Raw genomic sequence first — 25,184 nt, forward strand, 5'->3', positions numbered from 1 at the left:
CCATGCCCTTTACCCATTTTATTAGACAACGAGGACATTATGATAAAAATTATTGGCTGTACCGGAATCGGCTTGTTTTTGGTATATTTTTTCTATGCATTATCCACAAACTATAAGGAAGAACTGGATGAAGGGAAAGAGGTAAGCCATGCCAATGAATCCGAAAGGCAAATTTTTTGATCCGCCGAAAATTCTCGTGTCCGGATTTGCGCTCATTATTTTGATTGGAGCGCTGCTGTTGATGCTTCCTGTTGCGACCGTGGATGGAAAGGGGTTGCCGTTTTTAGACGCGCTGTTTACAGCGACTTCCGCGACGTGCGTAACTGGACTTGTTGTCGTCGACACCGGGACGACGTTTACCCTGTTTGGCCAGCTTGTCATTTTGGCGCTCATTCAAGTCGGTGGGCTCGGATTTATGACGTTTGCGACGCTGTTTGCCTTTTTGTTTGGCAAACGCATTTCGTTGAAAGAACGGCTCATCCTCCAAGAGGCGCTCAATAATTTGACGATCGAGGGCATCGTTCGGCTCGTCAAACGCATTTTCCTTTTTACTGTTGTGATTGAAGGGATCGGCGGGGTGTTGCTCTCAATCCGCTTTGCCTTTGACATGCCGCTCGGCCGGGCGATTTACTTTGGCTTTTTCCATGCGATTTCGAATTTTAACAACGCCGGGTTTGATTTAATGGGTGAGTTCCGCAGCTTGACCGGCTATGTGGACGATCCGGTCGTCAGCCTTGTTGTGCCGATTTTGATTATTTTAGGTGGAATCGGCTTTATTGTCATGAATGAAGTGTACGAGTATAGGCAGATGCGCCGCCTTTCCCTTCATACGAAGGTCGTCGCCATTACGACGGCATGGCTGCTAGTAGCCAGCATGGCGCTGATATTGCTGCTGGAGTGGAACAATCCGAAGACGATGGGGCCGCTGTCGCTCTCAGGCAAGTTTCTGTCCGCGTTTTACCAGGCGGTCACTCCGAGAACGGCGGGCTCGAATACGCTTAACATCCCGGATTTGACGCAGCCGACGCTGTTTTTGATCGTGTTTCTCATGTTTGTCGGCGCTTCCCCGGGTTCGACGGGCGGCGGAATCAAAACAACGACCTTTACGACGTTGCTCGGCGCGGTTTGGTCGCAAATTCGCGGGAAGGAAGACGTCATTTTGTTCCGAAAACGAATTGTCTATGATACGGTATACAAGTCGCTGACCGTGACCATGAGCGGGCTGTTTATCGTCATGTTTGTAACGATGGTGTTGACGATCACCGAAAGCGGAAAAGACTTTCTCATGATTTTATTCGAAGCGACGTCGGCGTTTGGGACCGTCGGACTGTCGATGGGACTGACTCCAGAGTTGTCTCCGCTTGGAAAGACGGTCATTATCTTGACGATGTTTGCCGGCCGCGTCGGTCCGCTGACGATCGCGTACGCGGTCACGCTGCGCCGTCAGCCTGATCCGTTCCGCTATCCGAAAGGGAAAATTATGATTGGATAGAGGCAAGACAGGAAAAAGAAAGAAAGTGTAAAGATAAGGACGGTTTATGCGAAAAAGCGGCTCAAAGGCAGAGAAAATTGTTGTTTTTTCCGCTTTTTCACTGTTTACGGAGAAAAGGAGGAGGAGTAATATATGGAAGCAGAAACAACTGAATATTTAGCGCTGAATCCGTCATGGAGCGGGGGACCCACTTGTTGCAACGCTCGTTGCTAGGGGTGAATCCGAAAGGACGGGCATCTCTCCAAGCCCGAACCCGACAGCTAACCTCGCAAGCGCTTTGGGGAGGGACGAGTATGGTTTTGAACCAAACGTAGCCGTTGAGCGCGTCCTCAGCGGTTTTTTCTTTTTGAATCAACTCGAATATGCTTTGGGAGGAACGGAAGCATGGCTTCGTTAAAACGTTTGTTGATTGGGAAACCGATGGAGACAAAACGGCTCAAACATGAAAAATTGCCGAAATGGAAAGCGTTGGCCGTTTTTTCTTCCGATGCCCTGTCATCGGTGGCCTACGCGACGGAAGAAATTTTGCTTGTGCTTGCTTTATTAGGGACAAGCGTCTTTTTCTATTCGCTGCCGATCGCGGTGGCGATTTTAGTATTGCTTTTGTTAGTGACCTTGTCGTATCGGCAAATCATTTACGCGTTTCCGTCCGGCGGCGGGGCGTATGTCGTCGCCCGCGACCATTTGGGGACGAAAATTAGTTTAGTGGCCGGGGCGGCGCTGATGATCGATTATATTTTAACTGTCGCCGTCAGCATCAGCTCCGGCGTCGCCGCGCTGACATCGGCGTTTCCGGGGCTGCTGCCGTGGAAAGTGGAGCTCGCTGTCGCTCTTGTCTTGCTTTTAATGGTGCTCAATTTACGCGGCATTACCGAATCCGCAACGGTTTTCGCCTACCCGACGTATGTGTTCATTGGCTTCGTTCTTGTGATGATCGCTGTCGGCGGGTGGCAGTTGTGGCAGGAAGGATGGCATGGGTTTACGATGCATGAGCATGCTTCCACAGCTCACATGTTTGCGTCCGGTTACAGTTTGTTTATTTTGCTGCGCGCCTTTTCATCGGGATGTTCGGCGATGACTGGGGTCGAAGCAATCAGCAACGGCGTGCCGGCGTTCCGGCCAGACAGTTCAAAAAACGCCGCCATTACGATGGGATGGATGTCCACATTGCTTGGCGTGATGTTTTTAGGCATCACCGTGTTGGCGGCGGGATTCGGCGTTACTCCGACCGAGCATCAAACGGTCATTTCGCAAATCGGACGCCATGTGTTTGGGAATGGTCTTTTGTTTTACTTGTTTCAGCTGGCGACGATGGTCATTTTAGTGCTCGCGGCGAATACGAGTTTTGCCGGGTTTCCGCAGTTGACGTCGATTATGGCGAAGGACGGTTTTTTGCCGAGAAGCTTGGCGGCCCGGGGCGATCGCCTTGTGTTTTCCAATAGCATTATATTGTTGAGCGTGCTGGCGATCGCATTGATCATCGCGTTTCATGCCAAAACCCATTCGCTCATCCCGCTTTATGCGGTTGGCGTCTTTCTTTCCTTTACGATCGGTCAGAGTGGGTTGATTAAAAAATTATGGAATCGGGAAGAAGGACGGAAATTCGGCGTGCTGCTCACCGTCGAAACGGGAGCGGTGGTCACCGGGATCGTCACGCTCGTCACGATGATCGCTAAATTTACGCAAGGGGCCTGGAGCGTCATCGTGGCGATTCCGCTGTTCGTCTGGATGTTCATCCGAATTCACGAGCATTACAAAAAAATTGGCGAGCAATTGCGGCTTGACGAACGGGAGTGGCAACAGCGCGAGAAACTGTTGAAACCAAAAGTCATTATTCCCATTTCCGGCGTCAGCAAAGTGGTCGCCCAATCCGTTCAGTACGCTCGCAGCATTTCCGACGACATTACGGCACTGTCGATTATTTTCGACGAAAAAGACGAACAAAAGCTGCGGCAAAAGTGGGAGAAGTTTTATCCGGACATTCCGTTGGAAGTCATCTATTCACCGTACCGAACCATTTTGTCGCCATTATTAGAATACATCACGAAAGCGGAAAAAGAAGCAGACCGCGCGCCGGTGACAGTGCTCTTGCCGCAATTTATTGTGAAAAAATGGTGGCATACATTTTTGCATAACCAAACCGCCATCATCTTGCGCTTTTTCTTGATCATGAAAAAAGATGTGGTCATTGCGACGCTGCCGTATCATTTGCGGGAATAATGTCGAGAAAAGGGGAAACATTTCCCCGGAAATCGATGCGTGTCGAATGGCAAGAAAGTCCCCTCTCTGTACGGAATTGCATATCGTACGGCAGGGGGGGGATTCCTATGTGGTTATGGGTGTCCATGATTTTGCTCGCTTTCAGCGTGAGCATGGACAGTTTGAGCGTAGGCATGACGTATGGAATGAGAGGTGTCCGTTTCTCCTTTGTTTCGTTGGTGCTGATCGCATTCATGTCCGGGGCGGTGGTGTTTGCGTCCATGAACATCGGCCGCCTGTTGGCGCTTTTTTTGCCGTTGCAAGTCGAGCGAGGGCTTGCTTCGGTCATTCTCATGGCGCTTGGCGGTTGGGCGATTTATAACGTCTATAAACCAAAGGGAGACGGGAGCGAGTTTTCGATGGAGCCTGATGAAGCAGGGGGGGCTAACCGTTTCAGCGGCACTGTTCAAGTATTGAAACGCCCCGAACTTGGCGATCTTGATCGTTCAGGCACGATCAGTCAAAAAGAAGCGTTATTAATCGGCATTGCTCTTTCGATGGATTCCTTTGGCGCCGGGATCAGTTCGTCGCTTTTGCATTTTCCGCCGCTTTCGTTTGCCTTGCTGGTTGGTATGTTCAATCTTGTGTTCATCAGACTCGGCTTATCGTTGGGGTATATGGTGTCAAAAACAAGAATCATGAAAAGGGCGACCATGCTGCCTGGGGTTGTATTGATCGTCTTGGGGTTGATCAAATTATTTCGGTGACACCATGTTGGCGGCTTGTTCGTAATTCAAGTGTGAATAAGATGAAAAAAAGGAGAGAGGTCCGATGTGGAAAAAGTTTTTATCGAGACTCGGCATCAGCGCTGCCAAAGTGGATCTCGTGCTGCATCGCTCGCATGTACGCCTTGGTGAAACGTTGGAAGGGGAATTTTTGCTGGAAGGTGGTTCAGTCGCCCAACACATTCGGAACTTAGATGTCGTATTGCAATTAGAAGTGCAAGCGGAAGGGAAGGCATATCGCAAAACCGCGGCGGTGATCCCGGTCGCGTCTTCGTTTACGATTCAGCCTAGCGAGCGGAAAGTGCTCCCGTTTTCGTACACACTGCCGCACCATTTGCCGATCAGCCGCCCCACGGTTCGTTATACGTTCGTCACCCGGCTCGATATTGCCGCTGGGGTGGATGCATATGACCAAGACGCCATTCACATTTTGCCGCCGACCGCCTTGGATCAAGTGTTTTCCGCATTGGCTGCCTTAGGATTCCGGGAGAAACCGGCATCTGGGAGCATTACACCGTACGGACAAGAATTTTCATTCTTCCCAACGGGTGAGTTTCAAGGGATCGTCCAGGAGGTTGAGTTTTTTGCCCTTGTCGAGGGAGAAGGGGTGCGTTTGTATATGGAGATCGACGTCCGCCACGGCTTTGGCGGGGAACGCGAAATGAAACGGGAACTGTTGATTACTCACGAACAGCTTCGCGATTCGGCGGCGGCAGCCCGTCTGCTTCGAGAAGCCATCGAAGAGGCGGTGCAGGCGGCTGGGGCGTTCGGCCAGCTGAGTGGGCATCCGTTGGCAACGCCACATTCGCCAATCTATAGCCATCCCGTAGGCCATTATTCACCCGTCCATCATTCGCACCATGGCGGACATGGATGGGCCGGAGCCATTGGCGGATTCGCGGCTGGCATGTTGGCGGGAATGGTAGCGGAGGAGTTGCTCGACGATGCAGTTGATGATGTGGCTGACGGTCTGGATGTCGATGACTGGTTTGACGGCGGCGATGGATTTGATGGCGGGGATTGGCTGTAAACAGGATGGAGGAAGGCGTTTCGCCTGAGGCGAGACGCCTTTTTTGCCGATACGGAAGGCCCGTACAATGGTGACCGTTTCCTTTTTATAGGCATATAACAGTAAATGGAAATGAACTGATAAAAAACGAGGGGGAAGCGTGATGAACCATATGCATGGGCAAATGCACGGCCATCGCCATTTGGCATGGCATGAAACGTTGGAGCTGCATGAATTGATCGCTTTTCAGGCCAACGCGTTAATGAAAATGAAAAAGGCTGTCGGCAAGATCGACTGTCCTGAGTTGAAAGGGCTTTATACGGAAACGATTCAAGGATTGGAAACGAACTTGCGCGAGCTGCTTGCCTTCATTCCGGCGGCACCGATGATGGAAGAAAGCCGCGACCATGATGATGGCGACCGGGCCTTGCACGCTGGCGATTTGCTTGGCTTTTCAAAAACGGCAGTGCGTAATTATGCTGCTGCCATTACCGAGGCGGCGACGCCGGTGTTGCGCAAAACGTTTGTCAAACATCTGCTCAAAGCCATTGACACGCACGAAAAAGCGTTCAACTATATGTATGAACGTGGTTACTATCCGGCGTACGACCTCGCCCAGCTTCTTTATCATGATGTCCGTAATGCGCAAAAGGCGTTGTCAATGGGATATGAACGATGATGGAAACGAGCCGCTCCCGCCAACGGAGCGGCTTCTTTCATTGCGGCAGGGAGGTGCAGACGATTGGATCACGAATACATAAAGCATAAAATAAAGCAAGGAAATAGTGAAAAGAATGAAGGAGGCGCCATCGATGCGTTGCTATATCGTTTTCGACATTGGCGGCACGTATGTGAAACATGCCGTCATGAACGAGCGCGGTGATTTTTTGGAAAAGGGGCGCTACCGTTCGGAGCGTCATGACTTTCAACGGTTTCGCGACGACTTGCTTCGCGTCGTCCGCCACGCGCAGGCGAGTTACGAACTTTCTGGCATCGCGATCAGTTCGGCAGGCAGCGTCGACAGCGACATCGGTGTCATTGGCGGAAGCAGCGCCTTGCCGTGCATTCACGGCCCTAACTTTAAAGACGTATTCGGCGGGGCGACGGGTCTGCCGGTGGAGCTGGAAAATGATGCGAACTGTGCGGCGCTTTGTACCACTACCTAGAACGGCGTGGGGAGATGGGGGCAGGCCCATTTCCGCCCGCTGACTGATGACTGACGCTCTTCCCGGCATCACACCCATCCAAAAACGTGCGGGTAGTAGAAACGAATGATTTGTAGTACAATAGAGCAGGCACGGCCGAAGCAGGGTGTTATTTCGCCCGCCCGGCCCATATGTATAAAAAGGACGACCCCGCGCAGAAAGGATGGAACGAATGAACTGGATCGAGCTGTTGAAGGCGGTTATTTTAGGGATGGTCGAGGGGCTGACCGAGTTTGCCCCTGTGTCTTCGACCGGGCATATGATCATTGTGGACGATCTTTGGTTGAAATCGACCGAGTTTTTAGGCAAGTACGCGGCGAATACGTTTAAAGTCGTTATCCAGCTCGGCTCGATTTTGGCCGCTGTTGTGGTGTTTAAAGACCGATTTCTCGATTTGCTTGGTTTCCGCGGCCGCCATCCGGGCGGACATCCGCGGCTGACGCTTCTTCACGTCATCGTCGGCCTGCTTCCAGCCGGGGTGCTCGGCGTCTTGTTTGAAGACTACATCGACGAACATTTGTTTTCTACGAAAACGGTGCTCATCGGCCTTGTGCTCGGCGCGCTGCTCATGATCGCCGCCGACAAATTCGCGAAAAGAGCTGCGCGGGCGCAGACGGTCGACGAAATTACGTACAAACAGGCGTTTCTCGTCGGATTGGTGCAATGCTTATCGTTATGGCCCGGTTTTTCCCGCTCCGGTTCGACGATTGCCGGCGGGGTGCTCGTCGGCATGAGCCATCGCGCCGCCGCCGATTTCACGTTCATTATGGCTGTTCCGATCATGGCTGGGGCGAGCGGGCTGTCGCTGTTGAAAAACTGGCAATACGTCACGGCTGCCGACATCCCGTTTTTCATCGCCGGTTTTTTGAGCGCCTTCGTCTTTGCCTTGCTGGCGATCCGTTTCCTCTTGCAGCTCATCAACCGCATCCGCCTCGTGCCGTTTGCGGTATATCGGATCGTGCTAGCCGTTGTTATTTCTTTGTTATACTTTTAGTCGCGCCGCTTGGCGGAGGTGTTCCGCCGGGCGGTTGTTTGTTATCTTCTACTTTTACTCTGTTGGCTGGCATGCATTCCGCTTAGGGGAACAAAAGATGATGGATTGTAGAAGACCAAGGATTTAAGGGGAAATGTTGTGCTTCAACAAGGTTTTTCAAATAGAAAAGTCTTGAAACATCATCATTTGCTTTTGGGCGAGCTCCCTAAACCGCATGAATTCGTTGTTTTTCGCCAGTCCGTCTTCTAAAAAATGTTAAGAAAAGTAAAAAAATAGTTGTTGCTTATCTATACTATGGATTATAATACGGATAAGCCGTTTAGTCGAGTTGCTTATTTCCATGCCTATGCAAAATAAGGCGATGCCGAAAAAACGGCCGTGGTTAGCCGCGTCAGGCATCGCCTGCTTTCACCGGCGGGCGGTGTCTTGAATGATGGAAAGCAATGTTTGCAGCGGATCGCTTCCGCCGGCTTTCTCCATGTTTTTCCGGTAGCGCTCTTTGTTTTCATATAGGCGGCGAATGGCGGCATAGAACGATTCGTTTGTCAAGTCTTCTTCCATCAGCACTTCCGCATAGCCCGCGTTTTTAAACGAGCGGGCGTTGAGAATTTGGTCGCCGCGGCTTGCCGCTTTCGAGAGCGGGATGAGCAGCATCGGCTTGCGCAAGGCGAGCAGTTCGAAAATGGCGTTTGCGCCCGCGCGAGAGACGACGATGTCGGCCAAAGCCAACAAGTGTGGCAGCTCTTCGTTGACGTATTCGAACTGTTTGTATCCTTTTTGGTCTGCGAGGCTTGGGTCGATGTTTCCTTTGCCGCAAATGTGGATGATGTCAAATTCGGCAAGCAGCGTTGATAAGTTGGCGCGCAAGGCGTCGTTGATTCTTTTCGAGCCTAAGCTGCCGCCCATCGCCAGCAGCACCGGTTTTTTGCCGTCGAACTGGCACATCCTCCGCCCTTGGGCAACGCTGCCGTGCTTCAGTTCCTCGCGGACGACGGCGCCGATGTAGACCGCTTTATCGGCGCTGACGTGTTGCTTCGTTTCCGGAAAGGTGAGGCAAATTTTCGTCGCAAAGGGCATGGCGATTTTGTTTGCAAGACCAGGCGTCAAGTCGGATTCATGAATCACCGACGGTACACCGTTCAGCCAGGCGCCAAGAATGACGGGAACGGAGACGAATCCGCCTTTGGAGAACACGACGTCCGGCCTTTCTTTTTGGATAAGGCGGTACGCCTGCCAAACGCCTTTTAGCACGTTGAACGGATCTTTAAAGTTTTTCCAGTCAAAATAGCGTCGCAGTTTTCCGGTCGAAACCGAATAGTACGGTACGCCGTCGATGCGGCCGATGATCTCCCGTTCAATTCCCTCGTGAGAGCCGATGTAGATGATGTCCCAGCCTTGTGCTTTTAGTTTCGGAATCAAGGCGACGTTGACCATCACATGGCCAGCCGTGCCGCCGCCGGTTAAGACGATTTTCTTTCGCAATGCAGATCACCTGTCTTTTTGCAAGATGAATAACGTACAATGCGGCCGTCCCGTTCCGGCCGTCCGGCGGAACGGATATGCCGATGAATTGCTCTTTGCGGCTAGAGTTTCATACCGATTATGTATTATAGCAGATGCAATGTCATTTATGGAGGAAACCGATCGGCTGGACGTTTCGTATAGAAAAAGGGAACGCTTGGGCGTCACATGAAAATTTCATTGTTTTCCTTTTGATTTTTCATCGAAATTATATATTATTATTAAATTTAGTAGTCTGTATTATATATTATTTATTATAAATTTAGTAGTCTGTTCGCACGTTGTGATTTTTTAAAGGAAAAAATATTGCGAGGTGAGGACGATGTTGGCATGGCTTTTCGGTTGTCTGATCGCTGGAATCATCGTTTACGGGGTTGTGCCGACGATCGTCATTCGCAAAAAGCGGGTACTGTTGTTTCGGGAAGGAACAGCGCCCGATTGCCTTGCTTTGACGTTTGATGACGGTCCTGACCCGTATTATACGCCAAAACTGTTGGATTTATTAAAGAAACACGGTGTCAAGGCGACGTTTTTCGTCGTCGGCCGCAAAGCGGAACGTTATCCGGACATTGTGCGGCGCATGGTGGAGGAAGGCCATGAAGTCGGCATTCACAACTATCGCCATATAAGCAACTGGCTTGTGCCGCCGTTTTGGCTCGATTGGGGGGTGCGCCGCGCCGCTGCGGCGATTGAGCGGGCGACGGGCCAACGACCGATTTATTACCGCCCTCCGTGGGGGCATTTTAACGCATGGGCACCGATCGTACAAAAACGGTATACGACCGTGTTATGGACGCATATTGTTGGCGACTGGAACGCCAAACTGGGGGAAATGGAGTTGTTCCGCCGGTTAAAAGGAGCGTTGCGCGGCGGAGCTGTGATTGTTCTTCATGACAACGGCGATGCGTTGGGGGCCGACCGGCATGCGCCGGAGCAAATGTTGTCAGCGCTTGAGCTGCTGCTGAAAGATGAAGCAGCGAGAAAGATGCGCTGGGTGACGATTACAGAAATGAGAAACGCGCAAACTAACAAACGAATCTCGTCGATGTGATGGGGGAGCCATGGAAACAGGTGTATGGTTGCCGTACGTTCAGTCGTACGGATATGTGACGCTGTTTTTGTTTTTATTTTGCGGCATTGTCGGCATCCCAGCGCCGGAGGAAAGTTTGCTTTTTTTCGTCGGTTTGATCGTCGCCAAGGAGCAGCTGCTGCTTTGGCCGTCGCTCGCGTCATGCTGGGGAGGAGCGATGACCGGCATGGTGGCGGCGTATGGCGCCGGACGATGGTGGGGGGCGCCGTTTATGAAAAAGTACGGCAAATACGTGGGAATTACGGACGAGCGGTGGGGGAGGGCTCAGCTTTGGTTCCGCCGTTATGGGAAATGGGGCATTTTGTTCAGCTGTTATGCGCCAGGCGTCCGGCAAATCTTCCCGTATATGGCGGGGGTAAGCCGGTTTCCGTTTCGGCCGTTTTTGCTGCTTGCAGCGCTTGGAACGGCTGGATGGGTCGCCCCGATGATGTTCGTTGGGCTGCTGCTCGGCCGGCATGTCCATATTCCCCTCGTTTCTTTCCCGCTTGTCGGATTGGCGTTGTTTTTGCTGTTTTTGCTTGCGGCGTGGATCGGACAGCGGAGGCGCAAAAATCTTTCGAAAGCTAAAGGGTGCGATCGATGATGAAAGTGTTGTTCTTGCCGTTGTTTCAAATGAACACGGGACACCATAAAGTCGCGGATACGTTGATCGATTTTTTGCGGCGCCAGTTTCCGGCGGTCGAAAGCAAAAAAATCGATTTTTTGAGCTATTGCAATGAACTGATGGAAAAAATGGTGTCAGAAGCGTATTTGCGCTGGATTCGTTCACATCCCGCTTCCTATCATCGCGTGTACAAAACGTTTATGTATCAAGAGCCGCCGCGGTTCGAGTTTGTTTCATTTGAGCCATGGCTGCCATATTTCGAAAGCAAAATGAAAAAAATGCTCGAGCAGGAACGGCCGGATTTGATCGTTTGCACCCACTCGTTTCCGTCTCGCATTTTGCAGCAGCTTAAGCGGAAACAGGCGTTGTTTGTTCCTGTGGTGAACGTCTATACCGATTTTTTCATGAACAGCGTCTGGGGGAAACGGTTTATCGATTATCACTTCGTCCCCCATCCAGAGGCGAAATGGGAACTGGTCACAAAATACGGGATTGACGAAGGGCGCATCGTGGTCACAGGCATTCCGGTTCATGATGCGTTTCGGATCACGACGGAAACGCGGCGAAAGAGGTGGCCGGCCCATATACTTGTCGCCGGCGGAAGCCAAGGGCTTGGCAATATGATGGCCTTTTTGCGGGCGGCCCAGGCATCGACGCTGTTTCGCTATTCCGTGCTATGCGGCGCCAACCGCCAGTTATACGACGAAATTTCCAGCTGGAATCTCCCGCACATCCGTCCGCTCCCGTACATTGCCGACCCGGAAGAAATGAACCGGCTGTATGATGAGGTGGACGCGGTGGTGACAAAGCCGGGTGGAGTGACGGTGAGCGAGCTGCTTCATAAACGCATTCCGATGTTTACGATCGATTGTCTGCCGGGTCAGGAGCGCATCAATTTGCAATATTTGCAGCGGAACGGCTTGATTTACCATTTAGCTGAACCAGACCGCGGCGAGCGGGCCATGTTGCGCCTGCTCAATGATGATGTTGAGAAAAACCGGTTTTTCCGCCGTGTGTCCGACTATTTCGCCGGGGTGGAGAAAACGGGGCAGGAAGCGCTCGCCGAAATGGTGGCGGCGATGCCGAGGCGTCGCGCCCAGCGTGTGCTTCACCCGTAGCGTGGGCCATCTAACGGACGTTAGATGGCATTTTTTTGTGCCGGGTGGATGCCCCAAGAGTAGCGAAACAAGCTGCACCGTACATATAAAATATCAGACCGTTGGGCGCGAAACGTGTTACAATAGGAACGATGGCCAAGGAAAGAGGAGGAACGAAGATGAAAACGAGAGTCGGAGTGTTGTATGGCGGGAAGTCGCCGGAGCATCAAGTATCGTTGTCAACGGCGATGGCAGTGATGAACGCCATCGATCCCCATAAGTTTGATGTGATTCCGATTTACATTACTCCACAAGGGCAGTGGATTAAAGGAAAGCGATTGACCGGACCGGTCAAAGAAGTGAAACAGCTGCAGTTCACGTCGACAGCGACGGCCATGATCCCGGTATCTTTAAACCAGGTGCCGGCGTCGGAATCGTCGTCTGCGGACAGCGAGGAAACGATTGACGTCATCTTCCCGCTTTTGCATGGGCCGAACGGCGAAGACGGAACTGTGCAAGGACTGCTCGAAATGTTAAACCTCCCGTACGTAGGCAACGGTGTGCTTGCCTCGGCCGTCGGCATGGATAAAGTGATTATGAAAAACTTGTTTGCCCAAGCCGGGCTGCGCCAGGCGAAATATGTGGCGGTGACCAAATATGACTGGCAAAAAAGCGGGGAAGCCGTTTACGACCGGATCGAACAAGAGCTTGGCTACCCGTGCTTTGTCAAACCGGCCAATGCCGGTTCGAGCGTCGGCATTTCGAAATGCAAACAGCGCGGCGATTTGCACAAGGCGTTTGCCGAAGCGTTTAAGTATGACCGGAAAATCATCATTGAAGAAGCGATCGTCGGCCGGGAGATCGAGATCGGCGTCATCGGCAATGATGAACCGATTTGTTCGGTCGTCGGAGAAATTGTGCCAAAAAAGGAATTTTACGACTATGATGCAAAATATGAAGACGGACAAACGGAACTGATTATTCCCGCTAAGGTGACGCCAGAGCAGTATGAAACGATTAAGGAAATGGCCATTGCCGCGTTTAAAGCACTTGACTTGTCCGGGCTCGTGCGTGCCGACTTTTTCCTCGCTGAAGATGGCACTGTGTATATTAACGAAATCAATACGATGCCGGGATTTACCCCGTACAGCATGTTTCCGCTTCTTTGGCAGCACAGCGGCGTGCCGTATCCGGAACTGATCGAGCGCCTCATTGCGCTGGCGTTGGAACGGCATCAAGAAAAGCAGACGATCACGTACACATTTGAAAAATAAAGAGGGTGAAAGCGGATGATGAAACGGACGTTGCGGCAAATTGCGGAGATGTCAGGCGGTCGGTGCGTGAAGTCGGAATGGGAGACGATTGCCGTCAGCGGCGTATCGACAGACACGAGAGCGATCCAAGCCGGCAACTTGTACGTTCCGCTTATTGGCGCGAAGTTTAACGGCCATGCCTTTGTGAACGAGGCGGTGCAAAAAGGAGCGGCAGCAGTGCTGTGGGCGGAAGCGGAAGGGACGCCGCCAGAAGGCGTTCCGGCGATTATCGTTGACGATACCCTTTCGGCGCTGCAGCGGCTTGCCGCCCGTTACCGCCAACAGCTTGGGCTGAAAGTGGTTGGCGTGACCGGCAGCAACGGCAAAACGACGACAAAAGATATGATTGCTGCGTTGTTGGCGGCCAACTACCGCGTGCAAAAAACAGAAGGCAACCTTAACAATCATATCGGCGTGCCGTTGACGCTGCTTTCGCTCGAGGAAGACACAGAGATTGCCGTTGTCGAAATGGGGATGAGCGGATTCGGCGAAATCGAGCGGCTCACGTTGATTGCCAAACCGGATGCAGCCGTCATTACCAACATCGGGGAATCACATTTGCAAGAGCTTGGTTCACGGGAAGGCATCGCCAAAGCCAAATTGGAAATTTTGGAAGGGGTGCACCGCGATGGCTTGTTCGTCTACCATGGCGACGAACCGCTGTTGGCCGAGCGGGTCCCGCATTTATCTCTTCCCCGCCACGTCGTGACATTTGGAGCGGGAGCGGAAAATGACTACTACCCGACCGATGTGCGCATTGAAGCGGGGGGGACGTCATTTGCCATTAACGTGCTTCCGGGTCGGACGCTCTTTATGCCGGTGTTGGGAAAACATCACGTATACAACGCGCTCGCAGCCATCGCGGTAGCCCGCTTTTTTGGCGTCGGTTGGGACAGCATTGATGCGGCCTTGTCCCGTCTGCGAGTGACGCGCATGCGCACTGAAGTGATCAAAACAAAGCATGGCTTCACGGTGATTAACGATGCTTACAATGCCAGCCCGACTTCAACGCGTGCGGCGTTGACGCTGCTTGGGGAACTGGACGGGTATCGGAACAAAATTGCCGTCTTGGGCGATATGTTGGAGCTTGGCGAAAAAGAAGCCGAGTTTCATGAAGAGATCGGGGCGATGCTGCGGCCGGAGATGGCGGATTACGTGTTCACTTATGGACCGCTGGCGCGCCATATTGCGGAAGCCGCTGCACCGTTTTTTGCCGAAGGTCGAGTTCGGGCGTTTGACGATAAGGCGGCGTTGGCTGAAGCGGTGCATTCGGTCGCTTCGCCGGACGATATTGTCTTGTTGAAGGCATCGCGCGGCATGAGATTGGAAGAACTGCTCCGCTATTGGGTGTAAAATCAGGCCAACCGCGAAAAACTAAAAGCGGCGTCATGGGCGCCGCTTTTCATTCCAGCGGGGGTGGGGATCATGATCGGCTGCTTATGCATTCATGGCTTTACCGGCAGCCCGGAGGAAGTGGCGCCGTTGGCCGACTATTTGCGGGAACGGACCGATTGGGTCATCGAAACGCCGACATTGCCGGGCCACGGAAGCGAGCTGCAGCTGAAGGGAATTACATACGACCAATGGATCGCGGCAGCGGAACAAGCGTTTCTAGCGCTCCATCGCCGCTGCCGTACGGTGTATGTCATAGGGTTTTCGATGGGCGGAGTGATCGCCGTTTACCTGGCGGAAAAATACCCGGTCGCCAAACTCGTGCTGCTAAGCGCTGCGTTTTACTATGTCAACCCGCGCCAATTATGGCGCGACATCCGCGAGATGTTTGCCAATGGATGGAAAGGAGCGCGGGAGCACCCACTGTTTCTCCGCTATCGAAACAAAATGATGGCGACGCCGTTTTCAGCTGTCAGGGAGTTTCGCAAACTCGTCCGCGATGTGCGTCCCCGACTTCCGCGCGTCGCGGCACCCGCGCTCATTGTGCAAGGAGAAAAAGATGGGCTCGTGCCGCTAAAAAGCGCCTATTATTTATATGAGCAGATTGGATCGGCGGAAAAAAAGCTGTTGCTTTTGCCCAATTCGTTCCATCATGTTTGTCATAGTATCGATCGGCACGTTCTGTTTGCTGAGGTGGAAACATTTTTGCGCGCTGCCCATGCCCATCATTGCAAATCACCGCATAACATGGTATGATAACTGTCAAACCTTTCTCACGAATCAGGGACGATTTTGAATTTAAGGAGTTTGGATAACATTGACGACATTCCAAGAACTAGGATTAAGTCAAGAAGTGATGAAAGCTGTCGAGCGGATGGGATTTGAAGAAACGACCCCGATTCAGGCAAAAACGATCCCGCTCAGCCTGCAAAACAAAGATGTCATTGGCCAAGCGCAAACCGGAACTGGGAAAACGGCGGCGTTTGGTATTCCGATTGTGGAAAAAGTGGACGTAAAAAACGGCGCCGTTCAAGCGCTCGTTGTCGCGCCGACGCGGGAGCTCGCCATTCAAGTGTCGGAAGAGCTGTATAAAATCGGCGCGGTGAAGCGGGTGCGCGTCCTGCCGATTTATGGAGGACAAGATATTGAACGGCAAATTCGCGCCTTGAAAAAACATCCGCACGTCATCGTCGGCACGCCGGGCCGCATTCTTGACCATATCAACCGCGGCACGCTGCGTCTTGAGCACGTGCATACCGTCGTGCTCGATGAGGCGGACGAGATGCTCAACATGGGGTTTATCGAGGACATTGAAGCGATTTTAAGCCATGTGCCGACCGGTCGGCAGACGCTCCTGTTTTCCGCAACGATGCCGGACCCGATCCGCCGCATCGCCGAGAGGTTCATGAATGAACCGGAGCTCGTGAAGGTCAAGGCGAAAGAGATGACCGTGCCGAACATTCAACAGTACTACTTAGAAGTGCACGAGAAAAAGAAATTTGACATTTTGACGCGGCTTCTCGATATTCAGGCGCCGGAGCTTGCGATCGTGTTCGGCCGCACGAAGCGGCGCGTTGATGAGCTTGCCGAGGCGCTCAACTTGCGCGGTTATGCGGCGGAAGGCATCCACGGCGATTTAAGCCAGGCGAAGCGCCTGTCGGTGTTGCGCAAGTTTAAAGAAGGATCGATCGAAATTTTAGTCGCAACCGACGTTGCCGCGCGTGGATTGGATATTTCCGGCGTGACGCACGTATATAACTTCGACATCCCGCAGGATCCGGAAAGCTACGTCCATCGGATCGGGCGGACAGGTCGCGCCGGGAAAATGGGTGTGGCGATGACGTTTGTCACGCCAAGGGAGATCGGCCAACTTCGCCATATTGAGCGGACGACGAAGGGGAAAGTGGAGCGGATGAAGCCGCCAACGCTCGATGAGGCGCTGGAAGGCCAACAGCGCATTGCCATTGAGAAGCTTCTCAATGTGGCGGAAACGGAAAACTTGTCGTTTTACAAGCGGGCCGCCGAGGAGCTGCTGGAAGAGCATGATTCGGTGACGCTTGTCGCCGCCTGCTTGAAAATGTTGACGCGCGAGCCGGATACTACGCCGGTAAAACTGACCGAAGAGCCGCCATTAGCGGTCAAGCGGGAGAAAAAACGGGGCGGCCGCCCGGACGGCTCCGCGCGCGGACGGACGAAAAAACGGCGGATTACGGCGCATTAAGCGCCGTTTTTTCATGGCCGGGCGACATGAAACGGCGGCGGCTCGGGGCGGACGGTCAAAAACGGAGCGAGCAGCCCGCCGGTGACAAAGCCGAACAGATGGGCGATGAGGTTGCCTTCCGGCTCCATCAAGCCGAGCAACAGGTTGATGGCCATAGCGGCCAACAGCAACTGGGCGTGCCGGGGGGCGATGAGGTCGCGGCGAAAAAGGGCGAGATAGCTGTACATGCCAAATAAGGAGAAAATGGCGCCCGACGCCCCAACATGGCTGTACATCGGCGGAAGAAGCAAGGCGGTGGCAAGGTTGGCGCCGACGCCTCCCCCGATATAAAGAAGCAAAAACTTCCTTTTCCCAAGCGCTTGCTCGAGCCACGAGCCGAACAACCATAAGGAGAGGCTGTTTGCGGCTAAATGGTCGAAATCGAGGTGCAATAAAAGCGGGCTGACAAGCCGCCAATACTCCCCATGGCGGATGGCGCCGTTCGTTCCGACGATGCTCTGCCAGACTGGCTCAAGCGCCGGAAGAGGAAGCGTGAACAACCCCCATAAGCCAACATGGACGAGCAACAGGATGAATACGGCGGGGCAAAGGCGAGGCAGCGGTCGACCGTCCCCGGTACGGTGAAACATGAACGAGCCTCCTTTCTTGGCAGGAAACCAAACATATGTATTGCTATAAGCCATCTTATGCGCGACGGCCGGAAAAAATTTGTCCGCGGCCGGCAAACCGATAGCAGGGGGGAACGCGATGATCATTGGCATCGGCATTGACATTGTGGAATTGGAGCGCATTCGGTCCATCCTTGCCCGCAGCCGCAAACTCCCGGAGCGGATTTTAACGCCGCGGGAGAAGGCGCAGTTTGATGAGTTGCCGCCTGCCCGGCAGGTGGAATTTCTCGCCGGACGGTTTGCGGCGAAGGAAGCGTACGCCAAAGCGCTCGGGACAGGAATTGGACGGCATTTGTCATTTCAGGATATTGAAATCGCCACAGATGCCTACGGGAAACCGCGCATTGCTGCTGACTGCGACCGCGAAGTCGTTCATCTTTCCATTTCCCATAGCCGCGATTATGCGGTTGCCCAAGTCGTCATCGAGCGGTTGGAACCATTCAAGCCGTTCGATCTTTGTCATAGCTAGTCTGCATATTCCCGGGTGTTGTCTCATATATTTGTAGTGCATGGACAGAAACCGATATATGAGGCAAAGGGGTTGAAGCGATGGGCAGAAAGGTGCTTATGGCATTGGTCGGCATCATCTTTCTATTTGTGTTAGCTGGCTGCGGGTCCAAATCGCAGGAGGAAGTGTTCAAGGCGCTGAATGAAAAGATGGATGAGATGACAGGTTACCAAGCGGAAACGAAAATGACGTTCCACACCGGCGCCGAGCCGCAAGTATACCATGTGGAAGTGTGGCATAAGCAGCCGTCGTACTACCGCGTCAGCTTGAAAAACGCCGACAAAGGGCAAAGCCAAGTGATTTTGCGCAATGATGAGGGGGTATTCGTCTTTACACCCGCCCTCAACAAAAGCTTCAAGTTTGTCAGCGATTGGCCGAAAAACAGCAGCCAAGCGTATTTGTACGAATCGCTCGTCAAAGACATTTTGAGCGATCCAAAGGCAAAGTTTAAGGAAACGAAAAATTATTACGTGTTCGAGACAAAAACGAACTACCCGAACAGTGAGGTCGTCCCAACACAGGAGATTACACTGCGCAAAAAAGATTTGGCGCCGGTCTCGGTCAAAGTGATGGATACCGACCGGAAAGCATTGTTGACGGTCGAATTCTCCAATGTTGAATTTAACAAAAAGTTTGATGACGATGCGTTCGACACGTCCAAAAACATGACCGGGGCGCGTCTTGAGGTGCCAACGATGGCCGCAGGAAAAGAACAAGTGATGGAAGTCATGTACCCTGATTTGAGCCGGCTGCCTGAAGGAGTGAAAATGCTCGAGGAAAAAGAGGTCAAAAGTGAGAGTGGCAAACGAGTGATTATGACGTTTGGCGGCAAAAAATCATTTACGCTCGTTCAAGAAAAAGCGGAAGTGCTTCCGGCAACGAGCATGCCCGTCTTGGTGAACGGCGATCCCGTCGATTTAGGCTTCACCGTCGGCGCTCTCACCGATCGAACGCTGACATGGTCGTACAACGGGGTGGAGTTTACGCTCGCCTCGGACGATTTGACTCCACAAGAAATGATAATGGTGGCCAGCACAGTGCAGGAAAAAGCGGCAAAATAACGATGCCATCCGAAAAAAAGGCGTGTCTCCCCGCTTCCGAAAGCAGGGGAGCCGTCTTTTTTCTATTGCCCGATTGGAGTTGCGGCACCGGTGCAGCCAACCGCAGCGCCCGTCCAACGTTTTTCACTGTCTTTGTACGCTTTCCCCTATTCCTTCTTCCGCAATGGCATGGTAAACTAAAAAAGGACAAAAATGATTTCGAGCGCTTTCAAGTTTGCGCAACAGGAAAGGCAGCGAGAAACCATGAACGACTTTCATCGCGATACGTGGGCGGAAGTGGATTTGGACGCCATTTACGACAATGTGGAGAATTTGCGCCGTTTGCTGCCGGACGACACGCACATTATGGCGGTCGTGAAGGCGAACGCCTATGGACATGGGGATGTGCAGGTGGCAAGGACAGCGCTCGAAGCGGGGGCCTCCCGCCTGGCGGTTGCCTTTTTGGATGAGGCGCTCGCTTTAAGGGAAAAAGGAATCGAAGCGCCGATTCTAGTTCTCGGGGCTTCCCGTCCAGCTGATGCGGCGCTGGCCGCCCAGCAGCGCATTGCCCTGACCGTGTTCCGCTCCGACTGGTTGGAAGAAGCGTCCGCCCTTTACAGCGGCCCTTTTCCTATTCATTTCCATTTGAAAATGGACACCGGCATGGGACGGCTTGGAGTGAAAGACGAGGAAGAGACGAAACGAATCGTAGCGCTGATTGAGCGCCATCCGCATTTTGTGCTTGAAGGGGTGTACACGCATTTTGCGACTGCGGATGAGGTGAACACCGATTATTTTTCCTATCAGTATACCCGTTTTTTGCACATGCTCGAATGGCTGCCGTCGCGCCCGCCGCTCGTCCATTGCGCCAACAGCGCAGCGTCGCTCCGTTTCCCTGACCGGACGTTCAATATGGTCCGCTTCGGCATTGCCATGTATGGGCTTGCCCCGTCGCCCGGCATCAAGCCGCTGCTGCCGTATCCATTAAAAGAAGCATTTTCGCTCCATAGCCGCCTCGTACACGTCAAAAAACTGCAACCAGGCGAAAAGGTGAGCTATGGTGCGACGTACACTGCGCAGACGGAGGAGTGGATCGGGACGATTCCGATCGGCTATGCGGACGGCTGGCTCCGCCGCCTGCAGCACTTTCATGTCCTTGTTGACGGACAAAAGGCGCCGATTGTCGGCCGCATTTGCATGGACCAGTGCATGATCCGCCTGCCTGGTCCGCTGCCGGTCGGCACGAAGGTGACACTGATTGGTCGCCAAGGGGACGAGGTAATTTCCATTGATGATGTCGCTCGCCATTTGGAAACGATCAACTACGAAGTGCCTTGCACGATCAGTTATCGAGTGCCCCGTATTTTTTTCCGCCATAAGCGTATAATGGAAGTGAGAAACGCCATTGGCCGCGGGGAAAGCAGTGCATAATCTGCTTCAAAAGACAAAGGATAGAAAATGGAGAAATGACTTTGCAGCGCCGTTGTTTAATGGTATCATGAAGTGGAAGCAATGAATGGCTGCAGTTCGTGGAGGTGTATATTTGTGTCGGAATCTGGCGCAACGACGGAAATCATCGTTCGTTTGCCGCAGTCGCTGCTGACGGAGCTCGACGTCCTCGTCAAACAGGAGAACGGCAATCGCAATGAACTTATTTACCAGGCGACGAAAATGTATATCCGGGAGCGGAAAAAGCGGCAAATTCGCGAAGCGATGAGACGTGGCTACATGGAAATGGCGAAAATCAATTTATCTATTGCTTCTGAAGCGTTTCATGCTGAATACGAGGCCGATCACACCGTTGAACGCTTAGTTAGCGGGGGGTAATGCTTTGATTGTCAAACGTGGCGACGTGTATTTTGCGGACCTTTCCCCGGTTGTTGGCTCAGAGCAGGGCGGCGTCCGCCCCGTGTTGGTGATCCAAAACGATATCGGCAATCGCTTCAGTCCAACGGTTATTGTAGCGGCGATCACGGCGCAAATCCAAAAGGCAAAGCTGCCGACGCATGTCGAGATCGATGCGAAGCGCTATGGGTTTGAGCGGGACTCGGTCATTTTGCTTGAACAAATCCGTACGATTGATAAGCAGCGGCTGACTGACAAAATCACCCATCTGGATGATGAGATGATGGACAAAGTCGATGAAGCGCTGCAAATCAGCTTAGGGCTGATCGACTTTTGAAGCAAGCGCAAGGAAATCTTTCCGCTTCAGCGTGAGGGACGCCAAAACAGCAAGTGTTGCTGTGGGAAGATCAATCGATGCGCGTGGAAGCAGCATGGGTGCGCAACGTCTCATGGCAGCGATGTCGGCTCACCGGCCAAACGGGCAGATCGGCTCATGGAACGGTCTGTCCCCTCTATTGGCATTTATGTGTATTCTTTCACAAAGAGGCTACGAATAAGTAGCTCTTTTTTTGTCATCCCCGGTCCGGAACTCTCTCCCTGCCCAAGCTCGGTGCAACCGGCGGGGAATGATGGCTTCCTCTTGCTTCGAATGGACAAAAGATCAGCGGGTGCGTCCGGATTGCGGTGCGGTTGCGGCTGGGACATCGTGCTAACGGGAATATGTTGCGTGAAGAAACGTCGTTTGCCGTCTTCGGAAGGCGGCCGAAGTGTGGAATACGCAGAGACGGTCTAGCGGGCAGCTGTTTGCAAACATTGCTCATTTTCAGGAGCGAGTGTAGATGGGAGAACGTGCAAGGCTGTGCATAAGGAGGGAACGTGTTGGCGATTGAACAGCGTTTGATTCAAACGATCGCTGATGAACAACGGCTGGCAGCCAAACAAGTTGAAAACGTCATCAGCCTGCATCAGGAAGGAAATACGATTCCATTTATCGCCCGCTACCGGAAAGAGATGACGGGTGCGCTCGATGAAGTGCAAATTCGTGCGGTGCTTGAGCGCTGGGAGTATTTGCAGCATTTAGAGCAGCGGAAAGAAGAAGTCATTCGGCTGATCGATGAGCAAGGGAAATTGACCGAAGAGCTGAAAAACGCGATTATCAGCGCCACGAAACTGCAGCAAGTCGAAGATTTGTACCGCCCGTACCGGCAAAAGCGGCGCACGAAGGCGACGATTGCGAAAGAAAAAGGGCTTGAGCCGCTTGCCGATTGGCTTCTTTCCTGCCCTGCCGCCCCAACTCCGGAAGAGCAGGCCCGGGCGTTCATTGATACAGAAAAAGGGGTCGCAACGGCAGACGAGGCGCTGCAAGGGGCGAAGGACATCATCGCCGAGCGGGTGGCCGACGATGCCGCTCTTCGTCAATGGGCGCGGGAACAGACGTGGCGGAAAGGGATGATCGTGTCGACCGCGAAGGCGTCGGAGAAGGACGAAAAAAACGTATACGAGATGTATTACGACTACGAAGAACCTGTGGCGAAAATCGTCCCCCATCGTGTCTTGGCGCTGAACCGCGGCGAAAAAGAGGAGGTGCTGCGCGTCTCGGTCCAAGCCCCTGCCGAAGAAATCATCCGCTATTTGCAGCGGCAAACGATCGTCAACGAGGCGTCCCCGGCCGCCCGGCTCGTGGCTGAAGCGGTGGAAGACGGATACAAACGGCTGATGGAGCCCGCCATTGAGCGCGACATCCGCAACGAGTTGACGGAGAAAGCGGAAGAGCGGGCGATCCATATTTTTGCCGAGAATTTACGCAAACTGCTTCTTCAGCCGCCATTGAAAGGAAAAACGGTGCTCGGTATCGACCCAGCCTACCGAACGGGATGCAAGCTTGCCGTTGTTGATGAAACAGGGAAGCTGCTTCATATCGATGTCATTTACCCACACCCGCCGCAAGAGAAAAAGGATGAAGCGAGGACAAAGATTCTTCGTTTACTTGACGACTATCATGTGGATATGATCGCTATCGGCAACGGAACAGCCTCTCGGGAAACTGAACAGTTTGTCGCCGACACGCTGAAGCATGTGCAACGCGATATCTTTTATTTGATTGTCAATGAAGCAGGAGCGAGCGTCTACTCGGCTTCCGACCTTGCACGCGCCGAGTTTCCCGACTTGCAAGTTGAAGAGCGGAGCGCCGTCTCAATCGCCCGCCGCGTCCAAGACCCGCTCGCCGAACTGGTGAAGATTGACCCGAAATCGGTTGGCGTCGGCCAATACCAGCACGATGTGTCGCAAAAAAAGCTGGCGGAGTCGCTCCGTTTCGTCGTGGAGACGGTCGTCAATCAAGTCGGCGTCAACGTCAACACGGCGTCCGTTTCGCTGCTCCAATACGTCTCGGGACTGACGAAAACCGTCTCCGAAAACATTGTCAAACGCCGCGAAGAGCAAGGGAAATTCCGCAGCCGCGAGGAGCTGAAAACGATCCCGCGTCTTGGGGCGAAAACGTATGAGCAATGCATCGGGTTTTTGCGCATTGTCGACGGCGACGAGCCGCTTGACCGCACGCCGATTCACCCCGAGCGGTACGCGGAAGTGAAGCAGTTGTTGCAAAAGTTAGGATTTACAACCGCCGCCATCGGCAGCAATGAGCTTCGCCAAGCGCTGCAAGCCATCGATGTGAAAGCAGCGGCATCCGAATTCGGCATCGGGGAACTGACGCTCCGCGACATCATTGACGCGTTGTGCCGCCCAGAGCGCGACCCGCGCGACGAGCTGCCCAAGCCGATATTGCGAAAAGACGTTTTGAAAATGGAAGACTTAAAGCCAGGCATGGAGCTCGAAGGAACGGTGCGCAACGTCGTCGACTTCGGCGCCTTTGTCGACATCGGCGTCAAACAGGACGGGCTCGTGCACATTTCCAAGCTAAGCAAACAATACGTCCGCCATCCGCTTGATGTCGTCTCCGTCGGCGACGTCGTCAAAGTGTGGGTGGAAAGGGTTGATGCAGCGAAAGGAAGAATTTCATTATCGATGCTTCCGCCGGAATAAGCTGGAGAGGCTGTCCCGTACTGCCCAATGAACAGCAGGGACAGCCTCAAACATATGTTACGGACAGTGCTTCCTTTGATAAAAAAACCAGCATTGGTTTAACAGCTTAATTTGATCAAGATTTTTCTCATAATAGGCTCGTCTCATCTGATTTTTTAGCCACGTAGGCAAAACAGTCACCTCCCTAACATACGGAAAGGTAGTATATAATGTATGTAGCTGCGCATTGTCCTGTGCTGAAAACATAAAAGGGGGGCGCCTGTCATGGATCAAAAACGCTTGCAAGCGCTCGTTGAACAAATTTCCATAAGCACATTTGGCAAGCCGTTCCGCCATACCGCTTTCTTCAACCCTCGTTTGCGCACCACCGGCGGGCGCTACATGTTGCAGACGCATAACATTGAGCTCAATCAAAAACATTACGAGCAGTTCGGCGAGGAAGAATTGATCGCCATTATCAAACATGAGCTTTGCCATTACCACTTGCACCTTGAGGGAAAAGGCTACCGCCATCGCGACCGCGACTTCCGCGAACTGCTGCAAAAAGTGGGGGCGCCTCGCTATTGTCGTCCAATCGGCCAAAAAACAGACAGGTCGAAAACGATCTATACATACATTTGCACATCTTGCGGCCTGACGTACACTCGAAAAAAGCGCATGAACACCGCCCGCTACGTCTGCGGGAACTGCCGCGGGCGGCTTAAACTAGCGAACCAACGCCGTTGAACGCTTCCTTGCTTATGCCGAACCCTATTAGGAACATCCGCCGTGTCTTTCCCGAAGGAAACGAAACTTTTTATGGAGCTCTTGTATCACGGCACGGATATGCGAACGTCCTCTTCGAAAAGAGAGCAGTATCACATTTTGCAAAAAAAAGTGGTTGACAATTAAATTGGCCATATGCTAAATTATAAAAGCCGTCGCCAAACGGCGATGAAACAAACAGCAAAAAACATGTTGACAAAGAGTCGACAGCTCAATATAATAGATAATGTCGATTGTGAAAGTGTAGGAAATCTGAGCCGTTCCACAATAGTTCAACGATGAGCATTAGCATCGTCGAATTCACTACGAGTTGTCTCGACGCATCTTGCCTCCTTGAATTATCTGGAAGGGGAAGAGGTAACGAGCACATCGTAAAGTATAGCATAATTCCTTC

The 25,184-nt window shown here is 52.7% G+C and carries 23 protein-coding genes, 1 pseudogene and 1 riboswitch; of the genes and pseudogenes, 21 read left to right on the plus strand and 3 right to left on the minus strand.

What is annotated here, in order from left to right; translation table 11 throughout:
• The first annotated feature begins 154 nt into the window (after nt 1-154).
• The 7 genes and pseudogenes from QSJ10_RS01070 to QSJ10_RS01100 all read left to right on the plus strand — a co-directional run bounded on the left by QSJ10_RS01070 (nt 155) and on the right by QSJ10_RS01100 (nt 7,684).
• On the plus strand, nt 155-1,492 hold the full coding sequence (locus tag QSJ10_RS01070) for a TrkH family potassium uptake protein (protein WP_033016513.1): 1,338 nt from the start codon (nt 155-157) through the stop codon (nt 1,490-1,492).
• 150 nt (nt 1,493-1,642) lie between these two features.
• A riboswitch (cyclic di-AMP (ydaO/yuaA leader) is annotated at nt 1,643-1,782 on the plus strand.
• Between the two features lie 94 nt (nt 1,783-1,876).
• On the plus strand, nt 1,877-3,712 hold the full coding sequence (locus QSJ10_RS01075) for an APC family permease (RefSeq protein ID WP_033016514.1): 1,836 nt from the start codon (nt 1,877-1,879) through the stop codon (nt 3,710-3,712).
• Nucleotides 3,713-3,819: 107 nt separating this feature from the next.
• On the plus strand, nt 3,820-4,458 hold the full coding sequence (ytaF, locus tag QSJ10_RS01080) for a sporulation membrane protein YtaF (protein ID WP_049624469.1): 639 nt from the start codon (nt 3,820-3,822) through the stop codon (nt 4,456-4,458).
• 64 nt (nt 4,459-4,522) lie between these two features.
• Entirely contained in the window at nt 4,523-5,506 is a 984-nt protein-coding gene (locus QSJ10_RS01085) for a sporulation protein (RefSeq protein WP_049626555.1), read from the plus strand.
• A 151-nt stretch (nt 5,507-5,657) separates the two neighbouring features.
• Nucleotides 5,658-6,164, plus strand: coding sequence for a spore coat protein (locus QSJ10_RS01090; RefSeq protein ID WP_080706550.1), 507 nt, complete (start codon nt 5,658-5,660; stop codon nt 6,162-6,164).
• A gap of 133 nt (nt 6,165-6,297) precedes the next feature.
• Nucleotides 6,298-6,636 (plus strand): annotated as a pseudogene (locus QSJ10_RS01095) (ROK family protein); the annotation flags it as partial.
• A 226-nt stretch (nt 6,637-6,862) separates the two neighbouring features.
• Complete coding sequence (locus tag QSJ10_RS01100) at nt 6,863-7,684, plus strand: undecaprenyl-diphosphate phosphatase (protein ID WP_033016517.1); 822 nt, start codon at nt 6,863-6,865, stop codon at nt 7,682-7,684.
• Nucleotides 7,685-8,092: 408 nt separating this feature from the next.
• Here the strand turns inward: QSJ10_RS01100 and murG are convergent, their stop codons facing one another.
• Nucleotides 8,093-9,166: an undecaprenyldiphospho-muramoylpentapeptide beta-N-acetylglucosaminyltransferase gene (murG, locus tag QSJ10_RS01105; RefSeq protein ID WP_033016518.1), complete on the minus strand. Its 1,074-nt coding sequence runs from the start codon at nt 9,164-9,166 to the stop codon at nt 8,093-8,095.
• Between the two features lie 361 nt (nt 9,167-9,527).
• Here murG and QSJ10_RS01110 point away from each other — a divergent pair, with 361 nt between their 5' ends.
• From QSJ10_RS01110 to cshA, 7 genes are all read left to right on the plus strand, one after another.
• A complete protein-coding gene (locus tag QSJ10_RS01110; protein ID WP_049624467.1) occupies nt 9,528-10,256 on the plus strand; it encodes a polysaccharide deacetylase family protein in 729 nt (242 codons plus the stop codon).
• Nucleotides 10,257-10,266: 10 nt separating this feature from the next.
• The gene (locus tag QSJ10_RS01115) at nt 10,267-10,878 is read left to right on the plus strand and encodes a DedA family protein (RefSeq protein ID WP_049624466.1); all 612 of its coding nucleotides are present in this window, start codon (nt 10,267-10,269) and stop codon (nt 10,876-10,878) included.
• The gene (locus tag QSJ10_RS01120) at nt 10,875-12,017 is read left to right on the plus strand and encodes an MGDG synthase family glycosyltransferase (RefSeq protein ID WP_049624465.1); all 1,143 of its coding nucleotides are present in this window, start codon (nt 10,875-10,877) and stop codon (nt 12,015-12,017) included. Before QSJ10_RS01115 ends, QSJ10_RS01120 begins: the two co-directional genes overlap by 4 nt.
• Nucleotides 12,018-12,175: 158 nt before the next feature.
• Nucleotides 12,176-13,270 carry a D-alanine--D-alanine ligase gene (locus QSJ10_RS01125; protein ID WP_033016543.1) on the plus strand — a complete coding sequence of 365 codons (1,095 nt, stop codon included), beginning with the start codon at nt 12,176-12,178 and terminating at the stop codon, nt 13,268-13,270.
• A gap of 15 nt (nt 13,271-13,285) precedes the next feature.
• On the plus strand, nt 13,286-14,662 hold the full coding sequence (locus tag QSJ10_RS01130) for a UDP-N-acetylmuramoyl-tripeptide--D-alanyl-D-alanine ligase (RefSeq protein ID WP_053532152.1): 1,377 nt from the start codon (nt 13,286-13,288) through the stop codon (nt 14,660-14,662).
• A gap of 72 nt (nt 14,663-14,734) precedes the next feature.
• On the plus strand, nt 14,735-15,457 hold the full coding sequence (locus QSJ10_RS01135; protein ID WP_053532151.1) for an alpha/beta hydrolase: 723 nt from the start codon (nt 14,735-14,737) through the stop codon (nt 15,455-15,457).
• 61 nt (nt 15,458-15,518) lie between these two features.
• Nucleotides 15,519-16,922 carry a degradosome RNA helicase CshA gene (gene cshA / locus QSJ10_RS01140; protein WP_033016549.1) on the plus strand — a complete coding sequence of 468 codons (1,404 nt, stop codon included), beginning with the start codon at nt 15,519-15,521 and terminating at the stop codon, nt 16,920-16,922.
• Between the two features lie 11 nt (nt 16,923-16,933).
• Here the strand turns inward: cshA and QSJ10_RS01145 are convergent, their stop codons facing one another.
• Nucleotides 16,934-17,551 (minus strand): rhomboid family intramembrane serine protease, encoded by a 618-nt coding sequence (locus QSJ10_RS01145; protein WP_053532150.1) that lies wholly within the window; start codon nt 17,549-17,551, stop codon nt 16,934-16,936.
• 118 nt (nt 17,552-17,669) lie between these two features.
• On the opposite strand from QSJ10_RS01145, the gene acpS reads away from it, so the two are divergent.
• From acpS to QSJ10_RS01175, 6 genes are all read left to right on the plus strand, one after another.
• On the plus strand, nt 17,670-18,059 hold the full coding sequence (gene acpS / locus QSJ10_RS01150) for a holo-ACP synthase (RefSeq protein WP_033010299.1): 390 nt from the start codon (nt 17,670-17,672) through the stop codon (nt 18,057-18,059).
• 80 nt (nt 18,060-18,139) lie between these two features.
• Nucleotides 18,140-19,159, plus strand: coding sequence for a LolA family protein (locus tag QSJ10_RS01155; RefSeq protein WP_033016553.1), 1,020 nt, complete (start codon nt 18,140-18,142; stop codon nt 19,157-19,159).
• A 243-nt stretch (nt 19,160-19,402) separates the two neighbouring features.
• Nucleotides 19,403-20,569, plus strand: a complete 1,167-nt coding sequence (gene alr, locus QSJ10_RS01160; RefSeq protein WP_053532153.1) for an alanine racemase — start codon at nt 19,403-19,405, stop codon at nt 20,567-20,569.
• Between the two features lie 114 nt (nt 20,570-20,683).
• Nucleotides 20,684-20,965: a CopG family ribbon-helix-helix protein gene (locus QSJ10_RS01165; RefSeq protein ID WP_033010302.1), complete on the plus strand. Its 282-nt coding sequence runs from the start codon at nt 20,684-20,686 to the stop codon at nt 20,963-20,965.
• Between the two features lie 4 nt (nt 20,966-20,969).
• A complete protein-coding gene (ndoA, locus tag QSJ10_RS01170) occupies nt 20,970-21,320 on the plus strand; it encodes a type II toxin-antitoxin system endoribonuclease NdoA (RefSeq protein WP_003253417.1) in 351 nt (116 codons plus the stop codon).
• 542 nt (nt 21,321-21,862) lie between these two features.
• Nucleotides 21,863-24,025 carry a Tex family protein gene (locus QSJ10_RS01175; protein WP_049624463.1) on the plus strand — a complete coding sequence of 721 codons (2,163 nt, stop codon included), beginning with the start codon at nt 21,863-21,865 and terminating at the stop codon, nt 24,023-24,025.
• A 57-nt stretch (nt 24,026-24,082) separates the two neighbouring features.
• Here the strand turns inward: QSJ10_RS01175 and cmpA are convergent, their stop codons facing one another.
• Nucleotides 24,083-24,196 carry a cortex morphogenetic protein CmpA gene (gene cmpA, locus QSJ10_RS01180; RefSeq protein ID WP_121625977.1) on the minus strand — a complete coding sequence of 38 codons (114 nt, stop codon included), beginning with the start codon at nt 24,194-24,196 and terminating at the stop codon, nt 24,083-24,085.
• Between the two features lie 93 nt (nt 24,197-24,289).
• Here cmpA and QSJ10_RS01185 point away from each other — a divergent pair, with 93 nt between their 5' ends.
• Nucleotides 24,290-24,751, plus strand: coding sequence for a SprT family protein (locus tag QSJ10_RS01185; protein WP_033016555.1), 462 nt, complete (start codon nt 24,290-24,292; stop codon nt 24,749-24,751).
• Nucleotides 24,752-25,184: the final 433 nt, after the last annotated feature.

It is taken from the genome of Geobacillus stearothermophilus ATCC 12980, from assembly GCF_030369615.1.
Classification (GTDB): Bacteria; Bacillota; Bacilli; order Bacillales; family Anoxybacillaceae; genus Geobacillus; species Geobacillus stearothermophilus.